This window comes from Streptomyces sp. ADI95-16, assembly GCF_003721495.1.
GTDB lineage: Bacteria > Actinomycetota > Actinomycetes > Streptomycetales > Streptomycetaceae > Streptomyces > Streptomyces goshikiensis.
Genome location: NZ_CP033581.1, coordinates 1,793,792 through 1,819,139 on the forward strand (window position 1 = coordinate 1,793,792; position 25,348 = coordinate 1,819,139).

A 25,348-nucleotide genomic window follows, 5' to 3' on the forward strand; every position below is an offset into this window, starting at 1 on the left:
TTACGCGGGCCTCGCGAGCGGCGCCGCCCCGAAGGACACGTCGAAGCGGTCGCACCAGATGGCGACGCTGGTGTACTCGGACACGTTCAGCCCGGCCGGGATCTCGTAGTTCTGGTCGCCCTTGTTGCCCTTGAGCTTGCCCAGGCTGACGTACTTGCCGTCGTCGAAGACGCGCCAGCCGGCCACGCCCTCCTTGACCGGGGCGTCGGTCAGCCACACCCGCAGGTCGGGGCCGTTGCTGGTGTCGAGGTTCTCCAGGCGCAGGGTGTAAGAGCCGTCGCCGAGGCGGATCACCTTCGCGGTGCCGGAGGTGGTGTGCTCATGGCTGATCAGCGACCCCTCGGCCACGGTACGGGGCGCCTGCGCCGCCGGCCCGGCGGCCGCGGGCGCCGAGGCGCCCGGCAGGGCCTCCGTCACGGTCGCGTCCTGCCACAGCTTCCACGGCTGGAACCAGTACGTCCCGACTCCCAGCACGACCACGGCCGTACCCAGCAGCGCCCACCGCCACCTGCCCCGCACCCACACCACGACGACCATCCCCATTTCACACGTGCTCGCACCGGCCGCGCCGGCGTCACCCCATCCAACCCCCTGCGGCCGCCCTCCCCCACCCCCGAACCGATGACGAAACCCTTACGTCGCTCCGGGGGCGCGGCGCGTCAGGGGCGGTCGACGAAGACGCTGGTCGACTTCACCCGCGCCGTGGCCCGCGCGCCCACGGCCAGGCCGAGTTCCTCGACCGCCTCCCGCGTCAGCAGCGACACGATGCGGTGCGGCCCCGCCTGGATCTCCACCTGGGCGTCGACCGTGCCGAGCTTCACGGCGGTGACGATCCCGGGGAAGGCGTTGCGCGCCGAGGTGTACGGGGCGTCGCCCTCGCCCTCCGCGCCCTCCTGCGCGGCCTGGACGCAGAACGCCGCCAGGTCGGGCCCGTCGACCATCCGCCGGGCGCCTTCCCGACGGGTCGGGAACCGCTCCGCGTCGGCCCAGCGCCGGGCCGTGTCAACGCTGACGCCGAGCAGCCGCGCCGCCTGGCCGATCGTGTAGGACTCCATACCGGAAAGCCTAGCTCCGCATCCATCCGCGGCAGACGGCCTACACGTTGAGCGCGGCCACCTGGAGCGCCTCGACGGCCGCCCGGATCGAGGGCCGGCGGTCCGCGTCGGCGCGCCAGACGACGTACACGTGGCGGCGCACCGCGTCGCACACCGGCAGCAGCCGGACCCCCGCCGGGACCGGGCCGCGCCCGAGCCGGGGCGTCACGCACACCCCGAGCGCGGCCTCGACGAAGGCCAGCTGGGTGTGGTGCTCCTCGGCGATGTGCGCGATGCGCGGCTCGATGCCGGTGCCGCGCAGGGTGTAGACGAGCCACTCGTGGCAGAACTGGCCCTCGTTCCAGGAGATCCAGTCGTCCTCGGCGAATTCGGCGAGGCTGATCCGGTCGCGGTCGGCCAGCCGGTGGCCGGTCGGCACCGCGATGTCGCAGGAGTCTTCGAGCAGGTGCGCCCGCGTCAGCTCCGCCGGCACCGGCATCCGCTTGTTGTGCCAGTCGATGGCGAGGGCCAGGTCGAGGTCCCCGCGGACGACGGCCGCCATGCTCTCCTCCGGCTCCTGCTCCCGTACGAAGGACCGCAGTTCGGGGTGCGCGGCGCGCAGCGCGGTCAGCGCCCCGGGCAGCAGCCCGCGCATGGCGGTCGGGAAGGCCCCGATCCTCAACTCACCTACGGCACAACCCCGTTGGGCCTCCACATCGGCCTGGGCCAGCTCCACCTGGGAGAGGATCCGGGCCGCGTGATCGGCGAGCAGCCGCCCGGCGTCGGTGAGCCGGACGCCGCGCCCGTTCTTGGCGAGCAGCGGCTGGCCGATCTCCCGTTCCAGCTTGGCCATCTGCTGGGACACGGCGGAGGTGGTGACGTGGAGGCCATCCGCCGCGCCGCTGACCGAGCCGTGGCGGGCGAGGGCGTCGAGGGTGCGCAGCCGCTCCAGGTTCAACATGTAAGCGATGCTACGTCGTCCCCGCCAAGAAGTCTCGCTTGTTCTACGAGGTTGAACACCGCAAAGTTAGCTCCATGAGCGCACCCGCCACCCCACGCCCCACCCTCTCCACTCCGGCCGCCACCGCCACCCCCGCCGCCGCCATCACCACCCGGCCCACCGGTCTGGACTGGCGGCTGCGCTTCGCGCTCCTCTCGGTCATCTGGGGCTTCAGCTTCCTCCTGATCAAGGTCGGCACCGAGGCGTACGCACCGTTCCAAGTCGCCCTCGGCCGGGTCTTCTTCGGCGCGCTCGCCCTGCTGACCGTGCTCCTGGTCCGCCGCGAGGGCCTGCCGCGCGGCCGGCGCACCTGGGCCCACCTCACGGTGGCGGCGCTGCTCCTGAACACCGCCCCGTTCTCGCTGTTCGCGTACGCGGAGCTCAGCATCCCGTCGAGCCTGGCGGGCATCTGCAACGCGACCTCGCCGCTGTGGGGCATGGCGCTGTCGCTGGTCGCGCTGTCCGAGGACCGGCCGACGCGGCGCCGCTTCGCCGGCCTGGGCCTGGGCTTCCTCGGGGTGCTGACGGTGCTCGGCGCCTGGCAGGGCTTCTCCGGCGTGGACGCCAAGGGCACCGCGCTGGCCCTGCTGGCCTCGCTCTGCTACCCGATCGGCTGGATCTACGTCCGCCGCACGCTGGCGTCGACGCCGGGCTCGCCGGTGGCACTGACCGGCGCCCAGCTGCTGGTCTCCACGCTCCAACTGCTCCTGGTCAGCTCGCTCTTCACCTCGGCCCCGACCTCGTTCCCGCTGTGGCCCACCCTGTCGGTGATCGCCCTGGGCGCGCTGGGCACGGGCATGGCCCTGCAGATGCAGTACGGCCTGGTGACCGAGGTCGGCCCGACGACCGCCCAGATGGTCACGTACTTCATCCCGGTGATCGCCACCACGGCGGGCGTCGCCCTCCTCGGCGAACAGCTCCACTGGAACACCCCGGTCGGCGCGGCCATCGTCCTCACCGGCGCCGCCCTCACCCAAGCCCGCCGCGAATCCAGCCCCGCCGACGCCTGAGGCGGTGGGCGCGGGGGCGGAGCCCCGACGACGGCGGCGCACCGCCCCCGCGCCCACCGCCCCGCCCTCAGCCCACCCGCCCCCCGCCCACCGGCCCCACGGCGGAGCCCACCGCGTCCGCGAGCTGCTCGATCTCCCCCGCCCCGACCCCGGACACCGTGATCCGGATCCCGGGCCCGGAGTCCACCCGGAACCTCGCCCCGGGCGCCACCGCCCATCCGGCGGCCAGCAGTCGCGTCACCGCCCCCGTCTCGTCCCCCACCGGCACCCACACGTTCATCCCGCTCCGCCCGTACGCCGCGACCCCCCGCCGCGCCAGCGCCGCGACCAGCCCGTCCCGCCGCTCCCCGTACGAGCGCGCCACCGCCGCCCGGTCCACGGCCCCCGATTCCCACAGCTCCACCACCACGTCCTGGAGGAGCCGGCTCACCCACCCCGGGCCCAGCCGCTGCCGCCCCCGCACCCGGTCCATCGTCACGGCGTCCCCCGTCAGCACCGCCACCCGCAGGTCCGGCCCGTACGCCTTGGCCGCGGAGCGGACCAGCGCCCAGTGCCGGGTCACGCCGCCCAGGGAGCACAGCGGCAGGTCGACGATGCCGTGCCCGTGGTCGTCGTCGACCACCAGCGTCTGCGGGTACCGCTCCAGCAGCGCCCGCAGCTCCCCGGCCCGGCCCGCGCCGACCGCCGCGCCGGTCGGGTTCTGGGCCCGCGCCGTCACCACCAGGGCCCGCGCCCCCTCGGCCAGCGCCCGCGCCACCGCCTCGACGACCGGCCCGTCGTCGTCCACGGCGACCGGCAGCACCCGTAGCCCCAGCGCGGCCGCCAGGTCCAGCACGCTCCCCCAGCCCGGATCCTCGACCGCCACCGCGTCCCCCGGCCTCAGGTGCGCGACCAGCACCCGCTCGATCCCGTCGAGCGCCCCCGAGGTCACGCCCACCGGCCCGGCCGGCACCCCGTCCGCGTCGAAATCGGCCCGGGCCCGCCGCGCCAGCTCAGGGGCCACCGGGTCGGCCCCGTACAGCACCGGCTCCCGCGCGCAGCGCCGCGCGGCCGCGGCCAGGGCCCCGTCCAGCGAGGGCAGCAGCGACACGTCGGGATTGCCCGCCGCGAGGTCCCGTACGCCCTCCGGCACCGGCATCCGCAGCGCGTCGCGCGGAGCGCTGGCCGGCCGCGCCCGGACCCGGCTGCCACGCCGCCCGTTCGTCTCGATGACCCCGCGTTCCCGCAGGGTCCGGTACGCGGCGGCGACGGTGTTCGGGTTCACCCCGAGCTCTACGGCCAGCTCCCGCATGGGCGGCAGCAGCGCTCCGGGCGCGAGCGCGCCCGATCCCACGCCCGCTTCGACACTGGCCGCGATGTCCGATGCGCGGCGCCCAACGATCCGATAGTCTCCTAGCACAAAGACAAGTATGCACTAGTACAACGGAGTCCGCCATGGCCTCGACGACCGAGACGACGAACGCGCGACGGGCGACAACGCCCGGCACCGCCTACGAGCCCACCGACCGCACGGTCCCCAGCCGCTCCCGCGAGCGGGCGCGCTACGACCGCGAGACGGTGCACTCGATACTCGACCAGGCCTACCTCTGCCACCTCGGTTTCATCCGCGACGGAGCGCCGGTGGTCCTCCCGACCCTCTTCGGCCGGGTCGGCGAGCGCCTCTACCTCCACGGCTCCACCGGCTCCCGCCCCCTCCTCGCCACCGCCAAGGCCGATCCGGGCCTGCCCGTGTGCGTGACGGTGACGCACGTCGACGGCCTGGTGCTGGCCCGCTCGGCCTTCCACCACTCGCTCAACTACCGCTCGGTCGTCGTGCACGGCACCGCCCACCAGGTCACGGACGAGGCCGAGCGCCGGATGGCCCTGAACGCCCTGGTCGACCAGGTCGTGCCGGGCCGCTCGGCCGACTCCCGGCCCGCCGACGCCAAGGAGCTCGCGGCCACCGCCGTGATCCGGCTGGACCTCACCGAGGTGTCCGCGAAGGTCCGTACCGGCGGGCCGAACGACGACCCCGAGGACCTGGACCTGCCGTTCTGGTCGGGCGTGGTCCCGGTCGCCCCGGCGTACGGAACCCCGGTCCCGGCCGCCGACCTGGCCCCCGGCATCGCCGCCCCGGACTACCTCGCGGCGCTCTGAACCGCCCGGGCGGGCCGTACCCGCGGCCCGTCCACCGGGCGCCGCGCCTCGGCGGCGATCAGCGCGCCCACCGCGGTCAGCAGCAGTACGGTGCCCAGCACCACGGCACCGGTCAGCCGCTCCCCCAGCAGCAGGACGGCGATCACGGCCGCGCTCACCGGCTCGATCAGCATGATCACGGACACCGTGGCGGCCCGCACCGAGGCGGCTCCGGTGAAGTAGAGCGCGTACGCCAGGGCCGTCGGCACGGTGGCGACGTACACCAGCAGCCAGACCACCCTCCCGAGCTCGACGGTGTGCGGAAGCAGCCCCTCCACCACCGCGAACGGCAGCAGGCACACCGCGCCCACCGCGGTCGACCACACCGTGGTGACCAGCGGGTCCCCGCCCGCCCCGCGCTGCCCGAGCCAGCGCGCCCGCAGGGTCATCCCCGCGTATCCGGCGGCCGACAGCAACGCCCACCCCACCCCGAGGGGCCGCACCTCGCCGCCCCCGCTGCCCAGCACCAGCACGGCCAGCCCGGCGAGGGCCCCGCTGACGGCGACGACCCCGCCCGTACCGAGCCGCTCACCCATCCAGCGCCGCGCCCCGAGCGCGATCAGCACCGGCCCGGCGCCCAGGGTCACCACGGTCCCGACCGCGAGGCCGGTCTCCTGCACGGCGGCGAAGTAGGCGGCCTGGAACAGGGTGAACATCAACCCCGTGGTGACCAGCGAACCCACCGAAGGCCGCACCGCCCGCCGCGGCCGACGGCGTACGGCGAGCACCCCGAGCAGCACCACCAGCCCGCCGGCGCAGCGCCAGAAGGTGAGGGAGAGCGGCCCGAGGTCACTGGCCAGGAAGAGCAGGGAAGCCGCCGCTCCGGCGGTGCCCCAGGCCGTACCGGCGATGACGAGGTACAGCAGACTGCGCCCGGAAGAAGCGGGCGATTGGTTCAACACGTGTGTCTCCGCGCATGCGTGAGGGATGAGAAAGAGGAGTCATCGCATCGCGGGCAGCGCCAACCCGCCCGGGAACGCCCGGGCCTGGGTCTCGTACGAGGGGGCCTGCCGCCCGCGCTAGGCGGCGGGAGGCGGAAGCACGGTCAAACGCATGATCGCCACCCTACGGCCTCCCCGCCACCCGGACCAGCCCAAGCCCCCACCGGACCCTCTCCTCGCAGGTCACGCCGGTACGCGAGCCCCCACCAACCGACGCCCGGCAACGGACCGGACGACCACCGGCCCCTCCCCGCAGGTCAGGCTCGAACATCAACCACGAAGCACCCGACACCCGGCAACGGACTGGACGACCACCGGCCCCTCCCCGCAGGTCAGGCTTGAACATCAACCACGAAGCACCCGACACCCGGCAACAGACAGGACGACCACCGGCCCCTCCCCGCAGGTCACGCTTGAACACCAACCACCAAGCACCCGACACCCGGCAACAGACAGGACGACCCACCCCCCTAGGCCTGCGCTTGCACCCGATCCAGCACGGCCGACTCACCAGGCCCACCAGACCCACCCGACTTACCCGGCTCGGCCGACTCACCCGGCTCCACCACCCCCACCAGCTCCACAGGACCCCCCGGTCCCCCCGCACCACCGGACCGCGAGGACTGGGCGATGAACGCCCCGCCCAGCACCAGCCCACCGCCCACGATCTGCCAGGTCGAGAGGTGCTCGCCCAGCAGCACCCACGCCAGCACCGTCGCGATGACCGCCTCCAGGCAGGCCACCACCCCGGCCACCTGCGGCGAGAGCCTGCGCACCGAGACCACCCCGGTCAGGTACGCGAAGACGGTGGCGATCAGCACCACCCAGGCCAGCAGCACCCCCGCGGGCACCGAAAGGCCGCCCATCGCGGCCCGCCCGCCCAGCACCTGCCAGTCGATCTCCCAGGGCCGGGCGATCACGGTCATCACCAGCGTGCCGACGATCATTCCGTACGCGATCACGCCGAGCGGGTCGGGGACGTCGTCCCCGTCGGCGCCCTGGTCGGCGAAGACGAAGTAGCAGGCCTGGCAGCAGGCGGCGGCGAGGCCGAGCAGCACGCCGAGCGGGTCCAGGCTCAGCCCGGCCCAGATCTCCACCACGCACGCCAGGCCCACGACGGCCACCGCCGCCCCGGCCGCGGCCGCCCGCGTGACGGGCTTGCGCTGGACGAACCGGATGTAGCCGAGCAGCAGGGCCGGGCCCAGGTACTCCAGCAGCAGGGCCACGCCCACGGGGATCCGGGACAGGGAGGCGAAGTAGAAGGCCTGCACACCGGCGACGGCGACGAGCCCGAAGCCGGCCAGCAGCAGCGGTTTGCGGCGGACCAGATCGCGGTGGCGCCAGGCCAGCGGGGACAGCACGAGAGCCGCCCCGGCCACCCTGAGCCACACCATGTGCAGCGGGTCCAGCCCCGCCTCGATCAGCGGCTTCGCCGCGACTCCCGAACCACCGAACGCACACGCCGAGACGAGGGCGAGGCCCAGTCCGGCGTTCTTCCCTGACGCTTGCATCCGGCCATCATGACAGGACCGGTCAGCACCGTCACGGGCGTGACACCTGTTGAGACGGACTCGATACCGCCCTGACCGGCGGACACGGGCCCGGCGCATTTCTGACAGGTCGTCAGTATTGAATGTTCCGGCCCCCGGGGCTACGTTCCGCCGCACGTACCCGACGAGAAGGGGTGGCCGCATGGCCGAAGTCACCGCGGAATCACGCATCGAGGCGCCCGCCGCGAAGCTCTGGGCCCAGCTGACGGACTGGTCGGCGTACGGCCAGTGGAGCATGACCCACACCAATTTCCCCAAGGGCGGCCCCGAGACCCTCGCGGTGGGAGCCACCTTCGAGGAGAACATGAAGATGATGGGCTTCCCGGCCGAGGTCGCCTGGACCGTCTCGGAGCTGGAGAGCGAGCGCCGCTTCGCCATCACGGGCAAGGGCCCGATGGGCGTCGCCATCCTCACCCGGTACACCCTGATCCCCGACGGCGAGGCCACGACGGTCCGCATCGACGGGGAGTTCAACGGGGCCGCCGTCTCCCTGATGGCGGGCAAGCTCAAGGACTCGGCCACCGCCGCGCTGAACGAATCGCTCCGCAAGCTCGCCGGCCTGGTCACCTAACGCCGGACCACCACCGCCACCGCCATCGCCACCACCGCCACCACGGCCCCTCCATACGCCGACGCGCCCCGCGAGAATCCTCGCGGGGCGCGTCGCGCAAATGACCTCCGGCCGGCTCAGTGCTCGTCGGCCAGGATCAGATAGAGCTTCTTGCGGGCGTCGTTGATGACGGCGACGGCCTTGTCGCGCTGCTCGGGCGAGCCGGTCTTCCAGACCTGGCCGAAGGCCTCCATCAGGCCGATGCCGGCCGTCCGGATCTCGCTCATCGCCTCGCGGTCGAAGCCGCGGCCGGCGTCGTCCCAGGGGGCGGCGGAGCCCGACTCAGCCTCGGTGCGGCCGGCGTCGGTGAGCGTGAACAGCTTCTTGCCGCCCTCGCTCTCGCTGGTGATCAGCCCCTCGTCCTCCAGCAGCTGGAGGGTCGGGTACACCGAGCCCGGGCTGGGCTTCCAGGTCCCGCCGCTGCGCTCGCCGATCTCCTGGATCATCTCGTAGCCGTGCATCGGCCGGTCGGCGAGCAGCGCCAGGATCGAGGCGCGTACGTCACCGCGCCGGGCCCGGCCCCGCGGTCCGCCGCGGCCGCCGCGACCACCCCAGGGCCCGCCACCGAAGCCGGGCCCGAACGGCCCGAAGGCGGCGCGCCGCCCCTGGAACTCCTCCCGACGGTCCGGCCCGCAGTGACCGTGACCCCGTCCGTGTTCATGTCCGTGTCCGTGTCCGTGTGAACGCATGGCTGCGCTCCTCTCGTCATTCGTCGTGGATCAAGACCTTCGTCGGCGTTCCCTCACTCCGACATCTCCACTATCACTGATCGATCGCGATGCGTCAACGATATATCGGAAACTCTTCGACGATAGAGCCATCCACACTCGATTGGCCTTTGTCGACGATCAAGGAGCCCTCCTACCGTCGGGGCATGCGCCTCCGAATCGTCGACGCCTTCACCGACCGCCCGTTCGCCGGGAACCCCGCCGGGGTCCTGCTCCTCGACGACGGGTTTCCCCCGGACCCCTGGATGCGGCGGGTCGCCGCCGAGGTGAACCTCTCCGAGACGGCCTTCGCCCACCCGCTGCCACCCGGCGGCGACGCCGACTGGGCGCTGCGCTGGTTCACCCCGGCCGCCGAGGTGGACATGTGCGGCCACGCCACCCTCGCCACCGCCCACGTACTGGCGTCGACCGGTCTCGCCACCGGGCCCGTCCGCTTCGAGGCACGCTGCGGGATCCTCACGGCGGACGCCGCCGAGGACGGTGCGATCACCCTGGACTTCCCGACGTCCGCACTGACGCGGGTCGAGCCGGCTCCGGAGGTGAGCGCCGCGCTCGGCGCGGCGATCCGCTCGGTCCACGACACGTCCGAGCACGTCGGCGACCTGGTGGTCGAGCTGACGGACGAGCGGACCGTACGGGAACTCGCCCCGGACCTGCACGCCCTGCGCGGCTACGCCCGCCGCGGGATCATCGTCACCGCGCCCGCCGAGGACCGCTCGCGCGGGTACGACTTCGTCTCGCGCGGCTTCTTCCCGGCCGTAGGCATCGACGAGGACCCCGTCACCGGCAGCGCCCACACCGCCCTGGCACCGTTCTGGGCCGCGCGCCTGGGCCGTACGGAACTCGTCGGCCTCCAGGGCGGCATCCGTCAGGGCCTCGTCACCGTCCGCCTCCGCGGCGACCGCACCCTGCTGACGGGCCACGCGGTCACCGTCATCGACGGCGACCTCCTCGCCCGCCCCTGATCCGGCGGCGCAGCCAAGCCCCTGGAACAAGGGGAACAGAGAGGCAGAGGGGCAGAGGGACAGGGGCTCAGGGCGTACGGGAATCAGGGCGTCGGCAGCCAGCCCACCTTGCCCGCGAGCAGGGCGTACCCGCCGAAGGCGACGATGTCGAGCAGCGCGTGCGCGACGACCAGCGGTGCCACCCGGCCCCAGCGGCGGTAGGCGAGGACGAAGACCACGCCCATCACCATGTTGCCGATGAAGCCGCCGATGCCCTGGTACAGGTGGTACGAGCCGCGCAGCGCCGAGCTGGCCAGCAGCGCGGCCATCGGGGACCAGCCCAGCTGTCCCAGCCTGCGCAGCAGGTAGGCCAGCACGATGACCTCCTCCACCACGGCGTTCTGCAGCGCGGAGAGGATCAGTACCGGGAACTTCCACCACACGTCCGGCAGCGCCTCCGGCACCACCGTCAGGTTGAACCCGCCGGCCCGCGCCGCCAGGTAGAACGCCAGGCCCGCGCTCCCGATCCCGGCGGCGACCATCGCACCCCGGCCCAGGTCCCACAGCGGCCGGGTCCGGTCGAAGCCCAGCACCCGCAGTCCGGGGGCGCCCTCCCGGGTCAGCAGATGGGCCACCAGCAGCACCGGCACCAACGCGCTCGCGATGCCGAACAGCTGCCAGGCGAGGTCCAGCCAGGGCCGGCCGGGGGCGTACGAGCCGTTGAGCGTGGCGGCCTGGTCCTTGAGGCCGCCCGGCTTGGTGAGCGAACCGATGAAGCTGATCAGCGCCGAGACGCCGCTCGCGCCCAGCGACAGCGCCAGCACGAGCAACGTCTCGTTCCGCAGGAGCCCGCGGTCCTGCCCGCCCAGTTCCCCGGCCACCGGCTCCGACTCCGACTCCGTCCGCACGCCCGACTCCCGTCCCGCCAACCCGCGGCGCTGACCGCCCCGACCACCCCATACTGCCTCGTCGGCCGGAGAACGGGATCACCGGACGACCGGGGAGGGCCACGGCACACGATCCGCGCGGGCTCAGCGCCCCGTCGGTATCGAGGCGCTCACCTCCTCCTCCGTGATCCCGACGGGCCAGGTGTGCACGGGGTCGCCCTTGTGCATCAGCTCGCTGTAGCGCCGGGTGGTGGCGGCCAGCGCCGCGTCCCGCTCCAGTCCGGCCGCGAGCGCCCGGTGGTACGTGCCCACCTGCCAGGTCGCCCCGTTCGCCCGCCGCCGGCACCGCTCCTCGATGATGCCGAGGTAGTGGTCCCGGTCGGCCGGCTCGATGCCCCAGGCGTCCAGCCCGGCCGCCGCCATCGGCAGCAGCTCGTCCAGTACGAGCCGGACCGCGGGCACGCTCGCCAGGCCCCCGCCCCGGCCCCGCCGCGGCCAGCGCAGCCGCGCGTCGATCCCGTACCGGCAGGCCGCGTCGAAGTTGGCCTCCGCCTCCGCGAACGGCAGCCGGGTCCACACCGGGCGCTGCTCGTCGGCGAGGGTCCGTACCAGCCCGTAGTAGAAGGCGGCGTTGGCCACCACGTCGACCACGGTGGGCCCGGCCGGCAGCACCCGGTTCTCCACCCGCAGGTGCGGCACCCCGCCGGCGACCCCGTACACGGGCCGGTTCCACCGGTAGATCGTGCCGTTGTGCAGCACCAGCTCCTGCAAGCTCGGCACCCCGCCCTCGCCGAGCACCCGCAGCGGCTCCTCCTCGTCACAGATGGGCAGCAGGGAGGGGAAGTAGCGGACGTTCTCCGCGAAGAGCTCGTACGCGGAGTCCACCCACCGCTCCCCGAACCAGGTCCGCGGCCGTACCCCCTGCGCCTGGAGCTCGGGCGGCCGGGTGTCGGTGGCCTGGGTGAACAACGGCGGCCGCGACTCCCGCCACAGCTCGCGCCCGAACAGGAACGGCGAGTTGGCACCGACGGCTATCTGTACGGCGGTCACGGCCTGCGCCGCGTTCCACACGTCCGAGAACCGCGCCGGGGTCACCTGGAGGTGCAGTTGTACCGAGGTACAGGCGGCTTCCGGGACGATCGACCCGGAGCTCCAGGTGAGCCGCTCGACCCCGTCGATGTCGAGGGTGAAATCCTCCCCCCGCATCATCAGGATCTGCTCGTTCAGCAGCGAATAGCGGTCCACGGCCGAAAGATTCGCGGTGACCAGGTCGGCGCGCGAGATCGTCGGCAGAATACCGATCATCACCACGCCGGCGTCGATCTCCGACGCCTGCCGGTGGGCATATGCCAAACCGGCGCTCAGTTCTTCGGCGAGCTGGTCGAATACCCGGCCGCCCAGCCGGTGCGGCAGGACGTTCACCTCCAGGTTGAACATTCCGAGTTCGGTCTGGAAATCAGGGCTCGCAATCCGCTCCAGAACCTGGGCATTCACCATGCGCGGCAAACCGTCGGCACCCGCGAGATTCAGCTCGATCTCCAGCCCCATCATGTTCTTCGGGCGATCGAACCTCTTCTCGGCCAGAAGCCGCTCCAGTCCCTCAAGGCACTCGTGAAGCTTCCTCCGATACCGTTGCCGATCGGACAGGTCGAATCCGCCTGCCACGACCTTCTCCCCCATCGAAGTGTCCCTCCTCGACTGGCCCTGGCCCTGGGCACCCAGGCGCGCGTTACGGTCGATGATGCCCCGGCGGGATGATCGATAACTCCCGGGGGGCCTGCGTGGCGGGGAGCGCGCGCCGGTTTGGCCGACGGGCGCCACGGCACATTCACCTGGCAACTCTCCTCGCGCAAATTCCGCGTAGACATTGCCGATTCCGGATAACCGGCGCTTTCCAGCCGAGCCCCCGTCCGGTAACCTCCGAGGTCAGCGCGGGATGTTCACGCGCAACCGGCATGAAACCCCTGGCAGCGGGACCGGTAAACGCCTTGTCGGCAATAGCCGGGACAGCTAGCCGAAACATCACGTGAACACATGTCGTATAAACTCCGCAAACGAGGCAGAGAGTTGGCGCGCGGCCATTGCACCTCAGCCCCCCTCTGGCCCCAGAATGCGACAGCGCCGTCAGAACATTCCCCAGCACCACAGGTCTCCCAAGTGAGAGGCGACCCACCATGCCGCTGCACGTCCCTCCGGCTCCCGCGCCCGCCCTGCGCAGCGTCCTCTCGGCACTCGGTTCCCCCGCGGCCGTCAACGACGCGCACACCCCGGCCCTGCGTGCCCATCAGGGGCCGATGACCGTCGAACTCCCGCTGCCGGTGCACGTCCTCGACCGGTTGCACACCTCCCACCTGGCCGCGGGCGGCCGGCCTCCCCGCACCCGGCTCACCGGATGGCGGTTCCTGATCCGCGGCGGCGACCGCTTCATCGCCGCCGCCGACACCCGGCTGACCCCGGAGGGCTGGGTCTTCTCGCACTTCTTCGAGGGCCCCTACGTCGCCGCCACCGAACGCGCCCTGCGCCAGGCGGAGTCGCTCGGCAGCAACTTCCAGCCGAGACTCCTCTCCGTGCCGGAGCTGTACATGCTGACCCTCTGGCTGCACGGGGCGGTGGGCGCCGACGCCTCCGCCGGGCTGCCCGCCGCCGCGGACCTGCTGGTTCCGCTGGCTCCCGCCCCGCCCGGGATCGCCGCGTACCGGCCGCACCCGGTGTCCGAACTCCTGCCGGTGCTGACGCACCGGCTGACGCCTCCGCTGCCGCCGGAACTGGCCGCCCCCGCCGCCTGACCATCCCTTCCACCCGGACGGCCCATTCGGCCTAGCCCACTCGGGCCCCCGGCTAACCACCCGAAATGACAGGGGAGTTGACTTGAACCGCCCGCACGGGTGATGCGTCATCACTGTATGAGGACAGCTACCGGGAAATCCCTCCGGACACAGTGCCGTAGGGCAACACTGGGACCCTGACCGAACCGAGACAGTGATACGGGGGGCGGCCATGAACAAGGCTTCGAGCCGCAGCAGCCAGACCACACCGCAGCGAAAGAACGCATCCATGTGCAAGCACCAGCCAGCGTGCCCGTCAGCCGACTCCGCCGACCGGGAGGCCGCGCACCCCGTGGCCAATCACCCGGAACAGGGCTGGAGCCTGCTGTGCAATGGTGTCCTGCTCTTCGAGGACACCGGTGAGCTGCTGCCGGACGGCCAGATCATCGCCCCGCACCGCCCGCTCGCGGCGGCGCACGTGGCGAAGGCGGCCTAGCCGACGACAGCCCACCGCGTTCGTGTACGGCGAAGGGGCCGGCCCCGGAGCTGAGCTCCCGGACCGGCCCCTTCGTCATGCCTCGGACTCACCCGTTCGGCGAGCCCGCGGCTCAGTTGTCGTACTCGTCCAGCGGCGGGCAGGAGCAGACCAGGTTCCGGTCACCGAAGGCACCGTCGATGCGGCGCACCGGCGGCCAGTACTTCTCGGTGGCCGTGACACCACCCGGGAAGACGGCCTCGTCGCGGCTGTACGGGTGGTTCCACTCGCCGCCCAGCGCCGCCGCCGTGTGCGGGGCGTTGGCCAGCGGGTTGTCCTCCAGCGGCCACTCGCCGCCCGCGACCCGCTCGATCTCGCCGCGAATGGCGATCATCGCGTCGCAGAAACGGTCGATCTCGGCGAGGTCCTCGGACTCCGTCGGCTCGATCATCAGCGTGCCGGCGACCGGGAAGGACATGGTCGGCGCGTGGAAGCCGTAGTCGATCAGACGCTTGGCGATGTCGTCCACGCTGACGCCCGTGGCCTTCGACAGCGGGCGCAGGTCGATGATGCACTCGTGCGCGACCAGGTTGCCCGGGCCCGTGTACAGCACCGGGTAGTGCGGCTCCAGGCGCTTGGCGATGTAGTTCGCGCCGAGCACCGCCACCTGGGTGGCGCGCTTGAGGCCCTCGCCACCCATCAGGCGGACGTACGACCAGGAGATCGGCAGGATGCCGGCCGAACCCCACGGCGCGGCCGAGATCGGACCGACGCCCGTCTCCGGACCCGCGGTGGGCTGGAGCGGGTGGTTCGGCAGGTACGGGGCCAGGTGGGCCCGGACACCGACCGGGCCGACGCCCGGACCGCCGCCGCCGTGCGGGATGCAGAAGGTCTTGTGCAGGTTCAGGTGCGAGACGTCGCCGCCGAAGTGACCCGGCTTGGCCAGGCCCACCAGGGCGTTGAGGTTGGCGCCGTCCACGTAGACCTGGCCGCCGGCCTCGTGCACCTGCGCGCAGATGTCGGCGACGTGCTCCTCGAACACACCGTGCGTCGAGGGGTAGGTGATCATCAGCACGGCGAGCTCGTCGCGGTGCAGCTCGATCTTGGCGCGCAGGTCGGCCGCGTCCACCTCGCCGTCATCGGCGGTCTTGACGACGACGACCTTCATGCCGGCCATCACGGCGCTGGCGGCGTTGGTGCCGTGCGCGGACGAGGGGATCAGGCAGACGGTGCGCTGCTCGTCGCCGTTCGCGCGGTGGTAGGCGCGCACGGCCAGCAGGCCGGCGAGCTCACCCTGGGAGCCGGCGTTCGGCTGGATCGAGACCTTGTCGTATCCGGTGACCTCGCAGAGACGTTCCTCCAGCTCGGTGATGAGCGTGAGGTAGCCCTCCGCCTGCTCCACCGGGGCGAACGGGTGCAGCTGGCCGAACTCGGGCCAGGTCACCGGCTCCATCTCGGTGGTCGCGTTGAGCTTCATGGTGCAGGAGCCCAGCGGGATCATGCCGCGGTCCAGCGCGTAGTCCTTGTCCGAGAGCTTGCGCAGGTAGCGCAGCATCGCGGTCTCGGAGCGGTGCTGGTGGAACACCGGGTGCGTCAGGTACGCGTCCGAGCGCAGCAGGCCCTCGGGCAGCGACTCCGCGGTGGTCTCGTCGAGCGCCTCGATGTCGGCGGTGACGCCGAAGGCGGCCCAGACGGCCTCGACGTCGGCGCGCAGCGTGGTCTCGTCACAGGCGAGGGAGACCAGGTCGGCGTCGACCTGGTACAGGTTGACCCCGCCCTCGCGGGCGGCGGCGACGACCTCGGCAGCACGGCCCGGAACCCGGGCGGTGATCGTGTCGAAGTACGAGCCGTGGACGATCTCGACCCCGCCGGCCGTCAGACCGGCGGCGATCAGCGTCGCGTAGCGGTGGGTGCGGCGGGCGATCGTCCGCAGGCCGTCGGGGCCGTGGTAGACGGCGTACATGCCGGCCATGACGGCGAGCAGCACCTGCGCGGTACAGATGTTGCTGGTGGCCTTCTCGCGGCGGATGTGCTGCTCGCGGGTCTGGAGCGCCAGGCGGTACGCCTTGTTGCCGTCCGCGTCCACGGAGACGCCGACGAGGCGGCCGGGCAGCGAGCGGGCGTGCTTGTCCTGGACGGCCATGTAGCCGGCGTGCGGTCCGCCGAAGCCCATCGGGACGCCGAAGCGCTGCGTGGTGCCGACGGCGATGTCCGCGCCGAGCTCGCCCGGGGAGGTCAGCAGGGTCAGCGCGAGCAGGTCGGCGGAGACGGCGACGATCGCGCCGAGCCCGTGCGCCTGGTCGATGACCGGCTTGATGTCCCGTACGGCACCGGAGGCGCCCGGGTACTGGACGAGGACGCCGTAGACGCCGCGCTCGGCGATCTCGGCCGGGATGCCGTCGGACAGGTCGGCGACGACGACCTCGATGCCGATCGGCTCGGCGCGGGTCTCGATGACGGCGATGGTCTGCGGCAGCGCGTCGGCGTCGATGAGGAAGACGTTGCCCTTGGCCTTGCCCACCCGGCGGGCCAGGGTCATGGCCTCGGCGGCGGCGGTGCCCTCGTCGAGCAGCGAGGCGCCGGAGGTCGGCAGGCCCGTCAGCTCGGCCACGACGGTCTGGAAGTTCAGCAGCGCTTCGAGGCGGCCCTGCGAGATCTCGGGCTGGTACGGCGTGTACGCCGTGTACCAGGCCGGGTTCTCCATGACGTTGCGCAGGATCACCGGCGGCGTGAAGGTCCCGTAGTAGCCGAGGCCGATCATCGACGACAGCACCTGGTTGCGGTCCGCGAGCTGACGGAGCTCGGCGAGCACCTCGGCCTCGGTCCGCGCGTCGGGCAGGTTCAGCGCCTCGGCGGTCTTGATCACATCCGGTACCGCGGCGGCGGTCAGCTCGTCCAGGGAGCCGTAGCCCACCTGGGCGAGCATCTTCGCCTGCGCCTCGGCATCCGGGCCGATGTGGCGCTGCTCGAAGGGGATGCCTCGCTCCAGCTGAGAGAGCGGAATGCGGTTGGCGGTCATGTACGGAGGCCTCCTGGTCGTACGACCTGCGAGGGGCACCACGGCGCGGGCACCCGGACGGCCTCCCCCTCTGTCATCTGCACCTGAGAGCTTCGCCGGTCCTGTCGGGGGTCGCCCTTGAGGTCCGACTTTCACCGTCGGTGAGGAGCGGCACCGGCATTGCGCTCCCGGTACCCGCCCCTGCTTTCCAGAGTGGCCTCACCACGTGCGGTACGTATGCCTGAGAGATTCCGGGGAGGATTTGCTCCTTCGGCGCCTCCGTCGAACTCACTCGGAGGACTCTCCCGCACAGGGTCGACAGCCGCCACCCAGCCTACCAGCGAGGGTCTGGGGGCTCCCTCAAGTGGCTCTCTTCTCCGATATGCACTTTTGTAGTCGGTACGGAGGAGTTGCGACGAGTGCGACGAGTGCGACGAGTGCGCCGAGTGCGACCAGAAGGAGGGACGGGACCGTGCAGACCGACATCGATCCGCGCAACCTGATCGGCCGCAAGGCGTTCGACCGGAACGGCACCAAGATCGGCACCGTCGACGAGGTGTACCTCGACGACGCCACGGGCGTCCCCGAGTGGGCCGCCGTCCGGACGGGCCTGTTCAGCCGGGACGCGTTCGTACCCCTGGAGCCGAGCGAGATGGTCGGGGACACCCTGCGGGTGCCCTTCGAGCGCTCCCTCATCAGGGACGCCCCCGACTTCGGGGTCGGCCGCCACCTCTCTCCCGAGCAGGAGCTGCAGCTCTACCACCACTACGGCCTGGACGTGGCCCTCCCGAGCGACTTCCGCCGGTCACTGCCGCCGGCCCCCGGCTCCGACCGCGACTTCGGCCACCTGGCGGGCGAGGACGGCTGACTCACTCGGCTCCCGCCGCAGGCCCGTCCCCCACCAGCGGCAGCGGATCGGAAGGCGCCAGCTCCGGATCGTCCACCCGGAACGTACGCACCCGGCCCGGCCCGGACCCGGGCCGCTCGAACCGCACGGTCACCCGCCCCACCCCACTCCCCTGCACCCACCCCGCCCCATAAACGGCATGCCACACATCACTCCCCGCCCCCCACCGTCTCCCCACCCCGACGCCCTCAGCACCCCCGGCGGCCCCAGCAGCCACGGCACCTCCAGACACCCCGGTGCCCCCAGCGCCCCCAGGCACCCCGCCCCCAGCGGCCCCGGCGCCCCCTGCACCCCCAGCGACTCCGGTGCCGCCGGGCACCCCGGCGGCCCCGCCGGCTCTCGGCGCACCGGAAGCGTCGGCCGCGTCGACAGTCCCACCGGCTTCACCGGACCCGGCCCCGGGCGTACCGGCGCTCCTGGGGGCCCCATCTGCCCCGTGCACCTCGGCAGCCGCAGCGGATCCGTCCGGGCCCGCCTCTACGGCCCCATCAGCGCCGGCACTCACCCGCGCACCACCAACACCCCCAACGGGGTCCAGACCGGCCCCAGACGCCCCGACAGCCCCGAGCACCCCGCCAGCCCCAGCGAGCCCGTCCGAGCCGTCGCCCGGGTCCACCCCTGCCGCCCCGGCAACCCCGCCAGTCACCTGCGCACCACCGACACCCCCAACAGGGTCCAGACCGGCCCCAGACGCCCCGACAGCCCCGAGCGCCCCTGCGACCCCAGCGGGCGCGTCCGGGGCGGTGCCCGGGCCCGTCTCCGTGGCACCGCCGGCACCGCTACTCGCCCGCGCGCCCCCGGCATCACCCGCATCACCCGCATCACCGGCACCGGCACCGGCACCGGCGGGGTCCGGGTCGGCGGGGTCCGGACCCGCCACCTCCCCCTCAGCGGCCAGCGCAAAGGCGAAGAGGTCTTCCTGCGTGTAGTCCGCCAGCCCCGACACCCCCACGCCCAGCAGCCGCACCCCGCCCGTGGTGTCCACCGATTCCAGCAGCCGCGCCGCCGCCTCCCGCACCACCGCGACGTCGTCGGTCGGCCCCCGCAGCGTCTCGGACCGGGTCAGCGTCGAGAAGTCGTACCGCCGCACCTTGAGCACGATCGTGCGCCCCGAGTGCCCGGAGTCCCGCAGCCGCCCCACGCACCGGTCCGCGAGCCGCTGCACCTCGTACCGGATCCGGACCCGGTCGTGCAGGTCCACGTCAAAGGTGTCCTCCACGGACACCGACTTCGTGTCCCGCTCCGCGACGACCGGCCGGTCGTCCAGCCCCAGCGCCATCCGGTGCAGGCCCACCCCGTGCGACCGGCCCAGCATCCGGACCAGCTCGTCCTCGCCGGCCTCGGCCAGCTCCCCCACCGTGGTGATCCCGGCCCGCCGCAGGTGCTGCCCGGTCACCGGCCCCACCCCGGGCAGGGTCCGGACGGACATCGGCGCGAGCAGCTCCCGCTCGGTGCCCGGCTCGATCAGCAGCAGCCCGGCCGGCTTGGCCTCCTCGGAGGCCACCTTGGCCAGCATCTTGGACCCCGCCAGCCCCACGGACCCGCTGAGCCCCGTCGCGGCCCGGATGTCGGCCCGCAGCCGCTCCCCCGCGGTCCGGGCCGCCGCCGAGTCGAAGGCGACCCCGCCGGCCTCCAGGTCCACGAACGCCTCGTCCAGGCTGAGGGGCTCCACCAGCGGGGACAGCTCGCGCAGCAGCCCCATGACGATCTCGCTGACCGCCTGGTACAGCCGGAAGCGGGGAATGAGGTACGCGCCGTTCGGGCAGAGCCGCCGCGCCTGGGCCATCGGCATCGCCGAATGCACCCCGAACCGCCTGGCCTCGTACGAGGCGGTGGCGACGACCCCGCGCGGACCGAGCCCGCCGACGATCACGGCCTTGCCGCGCAGGCTCGGCTTCGACGCCTGCTCCACGGAGGCGTAGAAGGCGTCCATGTCCAGATGCAGGATGGTCGGCGCGGCTCTCACCCCACCGATGCTGCCCTACGCCACTGACAACGGCGGGAGCAGCACGGCACGGCCGCCTAGACGGCCCGGTTGCGCCGGGCGGCGAGCTCGTCGGCCGGGTTGTGCCCGACCACCGTCTCCCCGGTGTCGACGCGCTCCCCGTGCAGCTGGGACAGCGTCTTCTCGACGTCGCGCCAGACCACGCCGACGGCGATCCCGAAGATGCCCTGGCCGCCTTGGAGCAGGCTGACCACCTGGTCGGAGGAGGTGCACTCGTACACGGTGGCGCCGTCGCTCATCAGCGTCATGCGCTCAAGGTCGGCGAAGTCGCGGTCGTGCAGGTGCTGCACGGCGGTGCGGATGTTCTGCAGCGCCACCCCGGTGTCCAGGAAGCGCTTGACGATCTTCAGGACGACGACGTCCCGGAAGCTGTACAGCCGCTGCGTGCCCGAGCCGTACGCCGGGCGCACGCTCGGCTCCACCAGCCCGGTCCGCGCCCAGTAGTCGAGCTGCCGGTAGGTGATACCGGCCGCGGCGCACGCCGTGGGTCCCCGGTAGCCGACCTGCTCGGGCGCCGGTTCGCCGCCCGCCGCAGCCACTGGCGTCGACTCCGGCTGACGGCGCGCCGCGCCCGCACCGCCGCGCAGCGGGTACGGCCCAGCCTCACTCCGTACGGGGATGCCCCCGGTCGTACCGTCGCCCGTGATCCTCACGCCGACCCTCCGTCCTTGACCTGCCACCTTGAAGGTAGGCAGTCACCAGGGGTGCGTCAACGATCGCCACACTCGGCACGCCGAGTGATAATCACCCTGAGAGTGGTTTCGCGTGCCCTTTATCGGGGAAAGGCTACTCGAATGGGCTGGTTGTCCACGGTGGACAGCGCGGTCGGCGCGGCCGCCGCGCTCACTGCGGCCCGGTGCCGAAGTCCTCGGGCGAGATCTGGTCGAGGAACTCGCGGAACTTCTCCACCTCGTCCTCCTGCTCGTCCGGAATGGCGATTCCGGCGTCGTCCAGCACGCCGTCACTGCCGTAGATCGGCGTCCCCGTGCGCAGGGCCAGCGCTATGGCATCGGAAGGCCGCGCGCTCACCTCGACCCCGCTGGCGAAGACAAGCTCCGCGTAGAAGACGCCCTCCCGCAGATCCGTGATGCGGACCTCGGTGAGCTCCTCGCCGACCGCCTCCAGCACGTCCTTGAACAGGTCGTGTGTCAGCGGCCGGGCAGGGGCCATGCCCTGCTGCGCGAAGGCAATGGCGGTCGCCTCCCCTGGTCCGATCCAGATGGGGAGGTACCGGTCGCCTCCCACTTCACGCAGGAGCACGATCGGTTGGTTGGAGGGCATTTCCACCCGGACACCCACAACGTCGAGCTCGTTCACACAGCAACCCTAGGACCTGCCCGGCCGGTTTGGGTAGTCGGGCCCGCATCGGACCCTTCCCGGACGCTCCGAGATCAGGACAGCCGGACCCCGAGAGCCGTCTGCACCAAGGCCTCGTGGAGCCGTACGGACAGTCCCGCGAGTTCTTTCAGGGTGGCCTCGGCATGCGCCCTGGTCTGCGGGTTGCGGTGCCGGCGCAGGGGTGCCACGACCTGCTCCACCAGGCCCGCCTCGCGGTCCGCGGCGGCCTTCATCGCCCGCAGGTGGCGCGGCTCCAGCCCGAAACGGCCGAGATCCGCGATCAGCCGGGCCACGGTGACCGCCTCCGCGTCGAATCCGCCGCCGGGCGCCTCGCCCAGCAGCCCGTACGACTCCCACTCCACCAGCTGGGCCTCGTCCACGTCAGCGGCGGCGAGCAGCTCTCCGCGCCCCACCCGGGCCGGTGCGGCCCGCTCCCGGCCCACCTCCCCGTACACGGCGGAAGGGCTGCCCGGGTCCACGGTGTCCGCGTGCGCGGTGGGCGCGGGGATACGGATCTGCTCGCCCCGGGCCAGCGCGTCGAGCTGCTCCCGGATGACCTTCAGCGGCAGGTAGTGGTCGCGCTGCAACCGCAGGACGCGGGCCAGCCGCTCCACGTCGTCCGTGCTGAACTTGCGGTATCCGGAAGGTGTGCGCCGGGGCTCGACGAGCCCCTCCGCCTCCAGGAAACGGATCTTCGAGATCGTGACTTCGGGGAACTCGTCGCGCAGCGTGGCCAGCACCGTGCCGATGCTCACCAGCCGCCCGGCCGAGCCGGAGCTACCGGCGGTGCCACTCATCGGGGCACCGCCGGGCGGGGTACGCAGCATGGGACCTTCCCTCTGGGGGTAACCCCCGGACGGAGTCCGGGGGTGGGTCAGATGCCCCGCAGGCTCGCGTAGAAGACCAGCCGGTACTTGCCGATCTGAACCTCGTCACCGTTGTGCAGGGCGACGGAGTCGATCGGCTCACGGTTCACGTACGTGCCGTTGAGGCTGCCCACGTCGGAGACGGTGAAGCCACCGTCCTGGCTCCTGCGGAACTCGACATGCCGCCGGGAGACGGTGACGTCGTCCAGGAAGATGTCGCTCTGCGGGTGCCGGCCCGCCGTGGTCAGCTCGCCGTCCAGCAGGAAGCGGCTGCCGGAGTTGGGACCGCGCCGCACGATGAGCAGAGCGGAACCCGGAGGCAGTGCTTCCACCGCGGCCTGGGCCTCGGGGGACAGTGAGGACGAACCGTGCGGTTGTCCCGACACCTCGGCCTCGTAGGCCTCCAGGCCCGAGATCGAGATGGTGGACGTGGTCTCCGAGGCACGCTCCGGCGTCAGACCCGGCCGCAGCGGCGCCCCGCAGTTGGAGCAGAACCGGCTGGCCGCATCGCTGCGGTGGCCACACCTGCTACAAACCTGCTCGGCCGACATGGACGGCTCCTCGCGCCGCGGCTGCCCCGCGGAGGCATTGGTGGCATACGGGTCGGAGGCAAACCCTCCACCCGAACTTGAGGTTGATGGTTCACCGAAACCTATGCGGCCGGTACCGGCAGGGTCAACAGCCGACGCGCCCTGCGCGCCCGAAACATCACCGCGGCCCGCGACCTCGTCGCGGAAGAGCGGCCGGTCGCCCTGCCCTTCCACGTCTCCATGACCGGCGCGGTGCCTGGATCCACCGCTTTCCTCGCGGTTCTTCTTGCCGAACAACTTCTCAAACAACTTCACGGGCGATTCCCCTTGACCGAAACAGACCCGCCCGTGGGGCAGGACGAACTCCGAATGCACACACCTGCCGACCCGGACACACTCACAACGTCCGTAACCACCAGACAGTTTCCACCACGCACCGCGGCTTCGGTGCGCCGACCCCCCGCAGGCCTCGACCCGCGTGAGCTCCATCTTCCGCCCCGCCTCACGGCGATGACGACCGAGCGTAGTCAGGCTGCTCCGCAGCCCGCAAGGCGTCCACAACGATCTTCGCCGACCGTGTGACGGCCACGCCCGCCTGCTCCTTCTCCAGCGTCTGCACGACACCGCCGGGAATGTTGAGCGCCGGCTCCAGATCCTGCGGCTTCCCGATCACCTTGAATTCGTAGGGTTGTGAGATCTTCTTACCGTCGATCCCGATCCCTCCGCCCTCATCCGAGAAGTAGGAGCCCGCCACGACGCGCACGCCATTGATCTGGATGGCCTCCGCGCCGGCGGCCCGCAGCTCCTGGAGGGTGTCCAGCAACTGGTCCGACCGCACCTGGCCCTTCGGATCGGTGATCTTCAGGGTGATACCGGGCCCCTGAGCTGCCACGGTACCGGCCAGAATGCCCAGTTGCCGCTCCTTCTCCACGGTCTGCCGCCGCGCCTCCTCGGCTTGGTTGGAGCTGCTCTCCAGCTCCTTGCGCTGGTCCTCCAGCTTCTGCTTCTCGTCCTCCAGACGCTTGGTCCGCCCGTCGAGCTCGTCGAGGATCCGCACCAGGTCCTCCTGGCGGGCTCCGCGCAGCGCGCTGGAGTCGCTGTTCGACCGCACCTGGATCGCCAGGCCCAGCCCCAGCAAGAACAGCAGCGCCGCGACGATCAGTTGGGCCCGGCTGATCCTCGGCGGCCACAGACCGGCCGCCAGCCGCTGCCGGCCCGTCTGCTCCGGCTCCGTGATCTTCGCCGGCTCCTCTTTAAGAGGCCGCTCGGGAACGTTCGGTTCCGAGGGAGGGGTGTCGTCGTTCGCGTTCATCGGCCTCACGCCCGGAAAACGTGCCGACGGATGGCCGCGGCGTTGGAGAAGATGCGGATGCCCAGGACCACGACCACGCCCGTGGACAGCTGCGCACCGACCCCGAGCTGGTCACCGAGGAAGACGATCAGCGCGGCGACCACCACGTTCGACAGGAACGACACCACGAAGACCTTGTCCACGAAGATGCCGTCCAGCATCGCGCGCAGACCGCCGAACACCGCGTCCAGCGCCGCCACCACGGCGATCGGCAGATAAGGCTCCACCACGGCCGGCACCTCGGGCCGGACCAGAAGTCCGGCCACCACTCCGGCCACGAGGCCCAGTACCGCGATCACGATGCACCCTTCTTCGGCTCTTCTGCTGTAGCTGTCCGTACGGTCAGGCTCGACGCGGCCGGCAGCCGTACGTCGTTCTCGGCGGTCAGGCCGTAGCGGATCCCGTAGCTCTCCTGCAGCACGTGCAGGTACTGACCGTCGGCGGAATTCTGGAACGTCGGGCCGAGCCGCTTCTTGTCACCGATCGCCAGCACTTCGTACGGCGGCACCAGCGGCTTGTTGTCGACCAGTATCGCGTCACCCGCGGCCCTGATCGCCGACAGCGCCGTCAAGCGCTGCCCGTTGATGGAGACCGCCTCCGCCCCGGACTGCCACAGTCCGTTGACGATGCGCTGCATGTCCCGGTCGCGCACCCGGCCGGTGTCCGAGAACCCCGCGCTCTCCCGCGGTCCGCCGCCCCCGCCCGACGAGGAACCCTTGGCGTCGTCCACGACCAGCTTCACACCGGGCCCGCGGACCTCCGTGGCACCCGACAGCAGCCCCACGAGCTGCCCCTGGTCCCCGCCGCCCTGCTGCTTGAGGGCCGCGCGCTGGCGGTCCGCGACGGTGCCGCGCAGCCGCTCGATGTCCCGCTCCACCCCGTCCGCGTGCTCGTCCGCGCGCTTGACCCGGTCGATCAGCTCTTGGCGCTCCTTGGCCAGCACCGGCGCCGACACGCGCGCCTGGGCGGCGCCCAGCGTGACCACCATCGCCGCGAGCACCAGCCCCGCGGCGAGCCCCAGCTTGGCCTTCAGCGTCCGCGGCAGTCCCGCCGTACCGTCGGCCCGGCGCTGGGCCGTGGCCTGCGCGTAGCCCTCGTCGAGACCGTGGTCCATCACGTGGGTCAGCAGCGACATGGAAGCGTCCGGGCGCGCGGGCGGCGTGGCCGAACTCCGGTTGTTGGGCGGCTGCGACATGCCGCACATCGTCGCATGTCGGCCCCGTACACACCGAAT

At 72.1% G+C, this 25,348-nt stretch carries 25 protein-coding genes and 1 riboswitch; of the genes, 7 read left to right on the forward strand and 18 right to left on the reverse strand.

The annotated features are described in order from the left end of the window. From EES41_RS07580 to EES41_RS07590, 3 genes are all read right to left on the reverse strand, one after another. Positions 1–543: a DM13 domain-containing protein gene (locus EES41_RS07580; protein ID WP_123076752.1), complete on the reverse strand. Its 543-nt coding sequence runs from the start codon at positions 541–543 to the stop codon at positions 1–3. 116 nt (positions 544–659) lie between these two features. After that, the gene (locus tag EES41_RS07585) at positions 660–1,055 is read right to left on the reverse strand and encodes a molybdopterin-binding protein (RefSeq protein ID WP_123076754.1); all 396 of its coding nucleotides are present in this window, start codon (positions 1,053–1,055) and stop codon (positions 660–662) included. Between the two features lie 40 nt (positions 1,056–1,095). Continuing rightward, a complete protein-coding gene (locus tag EES41_RS07590) occupies positions 1,096–1,995 on the reverse strand; it encodes a LysR family transcriptional regulator (protein ID WP_123076756.1) in 900 nt (299 codons plus the stop codon). Positions 1,996–2,069: 74 nt separating this feature from the next. On the opposite strand from EES41_RS07590, the gene EES41_RS07595 reads away from it, so the two are divergent. After that, complete coding sequence (locus EES41_RS07595; RefSeq protein WP_174261655.1) at positions 2,070–3,044, forward strand: DMT family transporter; 975 nt, start codon at positions 2,070–2,072, stop codon at positions 3,042–3,044. A gap of 67 nt (positions 3,045–3,111) precedes the next feature. On the opposite strand, the gene EES41_RS07600 is transcribed toward EES41_RS07595, so the two are convergent. Beyond that, a complete protein-coding gene (locus EES41_RS07600; RefSeq protein WP_123076760.1) occupies positions 3,112–4,443 on the reverse strand; it encodes an aminotransferase class I/II-fold pyridoxal phosphate-dependent enzyme in 1,332 nt (443 codons plus the stop codon). A gap of 35 nt (positions 4,444–4,478) precedes the next feature. On the opposite strand from EES41_RS07600, the gene EES41_RS07605 reads away from it, so the two are divergent. Then, entirely contained in the window at positions 4,479–5,180 is a 702-nt protein-coding gene (locus EES41_RS07605) for a pyridoxamine 5'-phosphate oxidase family protein (protein ID WP_123076762.1), read from the forward strand. Here EES41_RS07605 and EES41_RS07610 read toward each other — a convergent pair. Both EES41_RS07610 and EES41_RS07615 read right to left on the reverse strand, forming a co-directional pair. Continuing rightward, a complete protein-coding gene (locus EES41_RS07610; protein ID WP_123076764.1) occupies positions 5,162–6,121 on the reverse strand; it encodes a DMT family transporter in 960 nt (319 codons plus the stop codon). The genes EES41_RS07605 and EES41_RS07610 overlap by 19 nt on opposite strands. Positions 6,122–6,630: 509 nt before the next feature. Further along, entirely contained in the window at positions 6,631–7,671 is a 1,041-nt protein-coding gene (locus EES41_RS07615; protein WP_254211373.1) for a DMT family transporter, read from the reverse strand. A gap of 181 nt (positions 7,672–7,852) precedes the next feature. Between EES41_RS07615 and EES41_RS07620 the strand changes: the two genes are divergently transcribed. After that, on the forward strand, positions 7,853–8,281 hold the full coding sequence (locus EES41_RS07620) for an SRPBCC family protein (protein ID WP_123076775.1): 429 nt from the start codon (positions 7,853–7,855) through the stop codon (positions 8,279–8,281). Between the two features lie 116 nt (positions 8,282–8,397). Here EES41_RS07620 and EES41_RS07625 read toward each other — a convergent pair whose 3' ends face one another. Further along, positions 8,398–9,009, reverse strand: coding sequence for a PadR family transcriptional regulator (locus tag EES41_RS07625; protein WP_123076777.1), 612 nt, complete (start codon positions 9,007–9,009; stop codon positions 8,398–8,400). 185 nt (positions 9,010–9,194) lie between these two features. Here EES41_RS07625 and EES41_RS07630 point away from each other — a divergent pair, with 185 nt between their 5' ends. Beyond that, entirely contained in the window at positions 9,195–10,013 is an 819-nt protein-coding gene (locus EES41_RS07630; RefSeq protein WP_123076779.1) for a PhzF family phenazine biosynthesis protein, read from the forward strand. A gap of 83 nt (positions 10,014–10,096) precedes the next feature. Here EES41_RS07630 and EES41_RS07635 read toward each other — a convergent pair whose 3' ends face one another. Then, positions 10,097–10,900 carry a CPBP family intramembrane glutamic endopeptidase gene (locus tag EES41_RS07635; protein WP_254211374.1) on the reverse strand — a complete coding sequence of 268 codons (804 nt, stop codon included), beginning with the start codon at positions 10,898–10,900 and terminating at the stop codon, positions 10,097–10,099. A 123-nt stretch (positions 10,901–11,023) separates the two neighbouring features. Then, entirely contained in the window at positions 11,024–12,559 is a 1,536-nt protein-coding gene (locus EES41_RS07640; RefSeq protein ID WP_123076781.1) for a glutamate-cysteine ligase family protein, read from the reverse strand. A 494-nt stretch (positions 12,560–13,053) separates the two neighbouring features. Here EES41_RS07640 and EES41_RS07645 point away from each other — a divergent pair, with 494 nt between their 5' ends. Further along, positions 13,054–13,665: a hypothetical protein gene (locus tag EES41_RS07645; protein ID WP_008742861.1), complete on the forward strand. Its 612-nt coding sequence runs from the start codon at positions 13,054–13,056 to the stop codon at positions 13,663–13,665. A gap of 268 nt (positions 13,666–13,933) precedes the next feature. Continuing rightward, positions 13,934–14,140: a DUF5999 family protein gene (locus EES41_RS07650; protein WP_073780205.1), complete on the forward strand. Its 207-nt coding sequence runs from the start codon at positions 13,934–13,936 to the stop codon at positions 14,138–14,140. Between the two features lie 112 nt (positions 14,141–14,252). Here EES41_RS07650 and gcvP read toward each other — a convergent pair whose 3' ends face one another. After that, positions 14,253–17,138, reverse strand: coding sequence for an aminomethyl-transferring glycine dehydrogenase (gene gcvP / locus EES41_RS07655; RefSeq protein WP_123076783.1), 2,886 nt, complete (start codon positions 17,136–17,138; stop codon positions 14,253–14,255). Between the two features lie 198 nt (positions 17,139–17,336). Beyond that, positions 17,337–17,435: riboswitch (glycine riboswitch) on the reverse strand. A 154-nt stretch (positions 17,436–17,589) separates the two neighbouring features. Between gcvP and EES41_RS07660 the strand changes: the two genes are divergently transcribed. Further along, positions 17,590–17,985, forward strand: coding sequence for a PRC-barrel domain-containing protein (locus EES41_RS07660; protein WP_123076785.1), 396 nt, complete (start codon positions 17,590–17,592; stop codon positions 17,983–17,985). A gap of 1 nt (position 17,986) precedes the next feature. On the opposite strand, the gene EES41_RS42870 is transcribed toward EES41_RS07660, so the two are convergent. The 8 genes from EES41_RS42870 to EES41_RS07705 all read right to left on the reverse strand — a co-directional run bounded on the left by EES41_RS42870 (position 17,987) and on the right by EES41_RS07705 (position 25,318). Then, positions 17,987–19,990, reverse strand: a complete 2,004-nt coding sequence (locus EES41_RS42870) for a DNA polymerase IV (protein ID WP_254211375.1) — start codon at positions 19,988–19,990, stop codon at positions 17,987–17,989. Between the two features lie 56 nt (positions 19,991–20,046). After that, on the reverse strand, positions 20,047–20,682 hold the full coding sequence (locus EES41_RS07675; RefSeq protein ID WP_123076787.1) for a MerR family transcriptional regulator: 636 nt from the start codon (positions 20,680–20,682) through the stop codon (positions 20,047–20,049). Between the two features lie 190 nt (positions 20,683–20,872). Then, positions 20,873–21,346, reverse strand: a complete 474-nt coding sequence (locus EES41_RS07680) for a bifunctional nuclease family protein (RefSeq protein ID WP_007262890.1) — start codon at positions 21,344–21,346, stop codon at positions 20,873–20,875. A gap of 74 nt (positions 21,347–21,420) precedes the next feature. Continuing rightward, positions 21,421–22,194, reverse strand: coding sequence for a MerR family transcriptional regulator (locus tag EES41_RS07685; protein WP_174261657.1), 774 nt, complete (start codon positions 22,192–22,194; stop codon positions 21,421–21,423). A 47-nt stretch (positions 22,195–22,241) separates the two neighbouring features. Then, complete coding sequence (locus EES41_RS07690) at positions 22,242–23,138, reverse strand: FHA domain-containing protein (protein WP_123076789.1); 897 nt, start codon at positions 23,136–23,138, stop codon at positions 22,242–22,244. Positions 23,139–23,265: 127 nt separating this feature from the next. Continuing rightward, on the reverse strand, positions 23,266–24,075 hold the full coding sequence (locus EES41_RS07695) for a DUF881 domain-containing protein (RefSeq protein WP_123076791.1): 810 nt from the start codon (positions 24,073–24,075) through the stop codon (positions 23,266–23,268). A gap of 5 nt (positions 24,076–24,080) precedes the next feature. Then, the gene (locus EES41_RS07700; RefSeq protein ID WP_008742851.1) at positions 24,081–24,413 is read right to left on the reverse strand and encodes a small basic family protein; all 333 of its coding nucleotides are present in this window, start codon (positions 24,411–24,413) and stop codon (positions 24,081–24,083) included. After that, positions 24,410–25,318, reverse strand: a complete 909-nt coding sequence (locus tag EES41_RS07705; RefSeq protein ID WP_123076793.1) for a DUF881 domain-containing protein — start codon at positions 25,316–25,318, stop codon at positions 24,410–24,412. Before EES41_RS07705 ends, EES41_RS07700 begins: the two co-directional genes overlap by 4 nt. Positions 25,319–25,348: the final 30 nt, after the last annotated feature.

What these genes read in the sequence shown, in the direction of transcription:
- EES41_RS07580 (WP_123076752.1), bottom strand. Translation starts at nt 543, where the DNA reads ATGGGGATGGTCGTCGTGGTGTGGGTGCGGGGCAGGTGGCGGTGGGCG.
- EES41_RS07585 (WP_123076754.1), bottom strand. Translation starts at nt 1,055, where the DNA reads ATGGAGTCCTACACGATCGGCCAGGCGGCGCGGCTGCTCGGCGTCAGC.
- EES41_RS07590 (WP_123076756.1), bottom strand. Translation starts at nt 1,995, where the DNA reads ATGTTGAACCTGGAGCGGCTGCGCACCCTCGACGCCCTCGCCCGCCAC.
- EES41_RS07595 (WP_174261655.1), top strand. Translation starts at nt 2,070, where the DNA reads ATGAGCGCACCCGCCACCCCACGCCCCACCCTCTCCACTCCGGCCGCC.
- EES41_RS07605 (WP_123076762.1), top strand. Translation starts at nt 4,479, where the DNA reads ATGGCCTCGACGACCGAGACGACGAACGCGCGACGGGCGACAACGCCC.
- EES41_RS07615 (WP_254211373.1), bottom strand. Translation starts at nt 7,671, where the DNA reads ATGCAAGCGTCAGGGAAGAACGCCGGACTGGGCCTCGCCCTCGTCTCG.
- EES41_RS07620 (WP_123076775.1), top strand. Translation starts at nt 7,853, where the DNA reads ATGGCCGAAGTCACCGCGGAATCACGCATCGAGGCGCCCGCCGCGAAG.
- EES41_RS07625 (WP_123076777.1), bottom strand. Translation starts at nt 9,009, where the DNA reads ATGCGTTCACACGGACACGGACACGGACATGAACACGGACGGGGTCAC.
- EES41_RS07630 (WP_123076779.1), top strand. Translation starts at nt 9,195, where the DNA reads ATGCGCCTCCGAATCGTCGACGCCTTCACCGACCGCCCGTTCGCCGGG.
- EES41_RS07640 (WP_123076781.1), bottom strand. Translation starts at nt 12,559, where the DNA reads ATGGGGGAGAAGGTCGTGGCAGGCGGATTCGACCTGTCCGATCGGCAA.
- EES41_RS07645 (WP_008742861.1), top strand. Translation starts at nt 13,054, where the DNA reads ATGCCGCTGCACGTCCCTCCGGCTCCCGCGCCCGCCCTGCGCAGCGTC.
- EES41_RS07650 (WP_073780205.1), top strand. Translation starts at nt 13,934, where the DNA reads ATGTGCAAGCACCAGCCAGCGTGCCCGTCAGCCGACTCCGCCGACCGG.
- gcvP (WP_123076783.1), bottom strand. Translation starts at nt 17,138, where the DNA reads ATGACCGCCAACCGCATTCCGCTCTCTCAGCTGGAGCGAGGCATCCCC.
- EES41_RS07685 (WP_174261657.1), bottom strand. Translation starts at nt 22,194, where the DNA reads ATGCTGCGTACCCCGCCCGGCGGTGCCCCGATGAGTGGCACCGCCGGT.
- EES41_RS07695 (WP_123076791.1), bottom strand. Translation starts at nt 24,075, where the DNA reads ATGAACGCGAACGACGACACCCCTCCCTCGGAACCGAACGTTCCCGAG.
- EES41_RS07705 (WP_123076793.1), bottom strand. Translation starts at nt 25,318, where the DNA reads ATGTGCGGCATGTCGCAGCCGCCCAACAACCGGAGTTCGGCCACGCCG.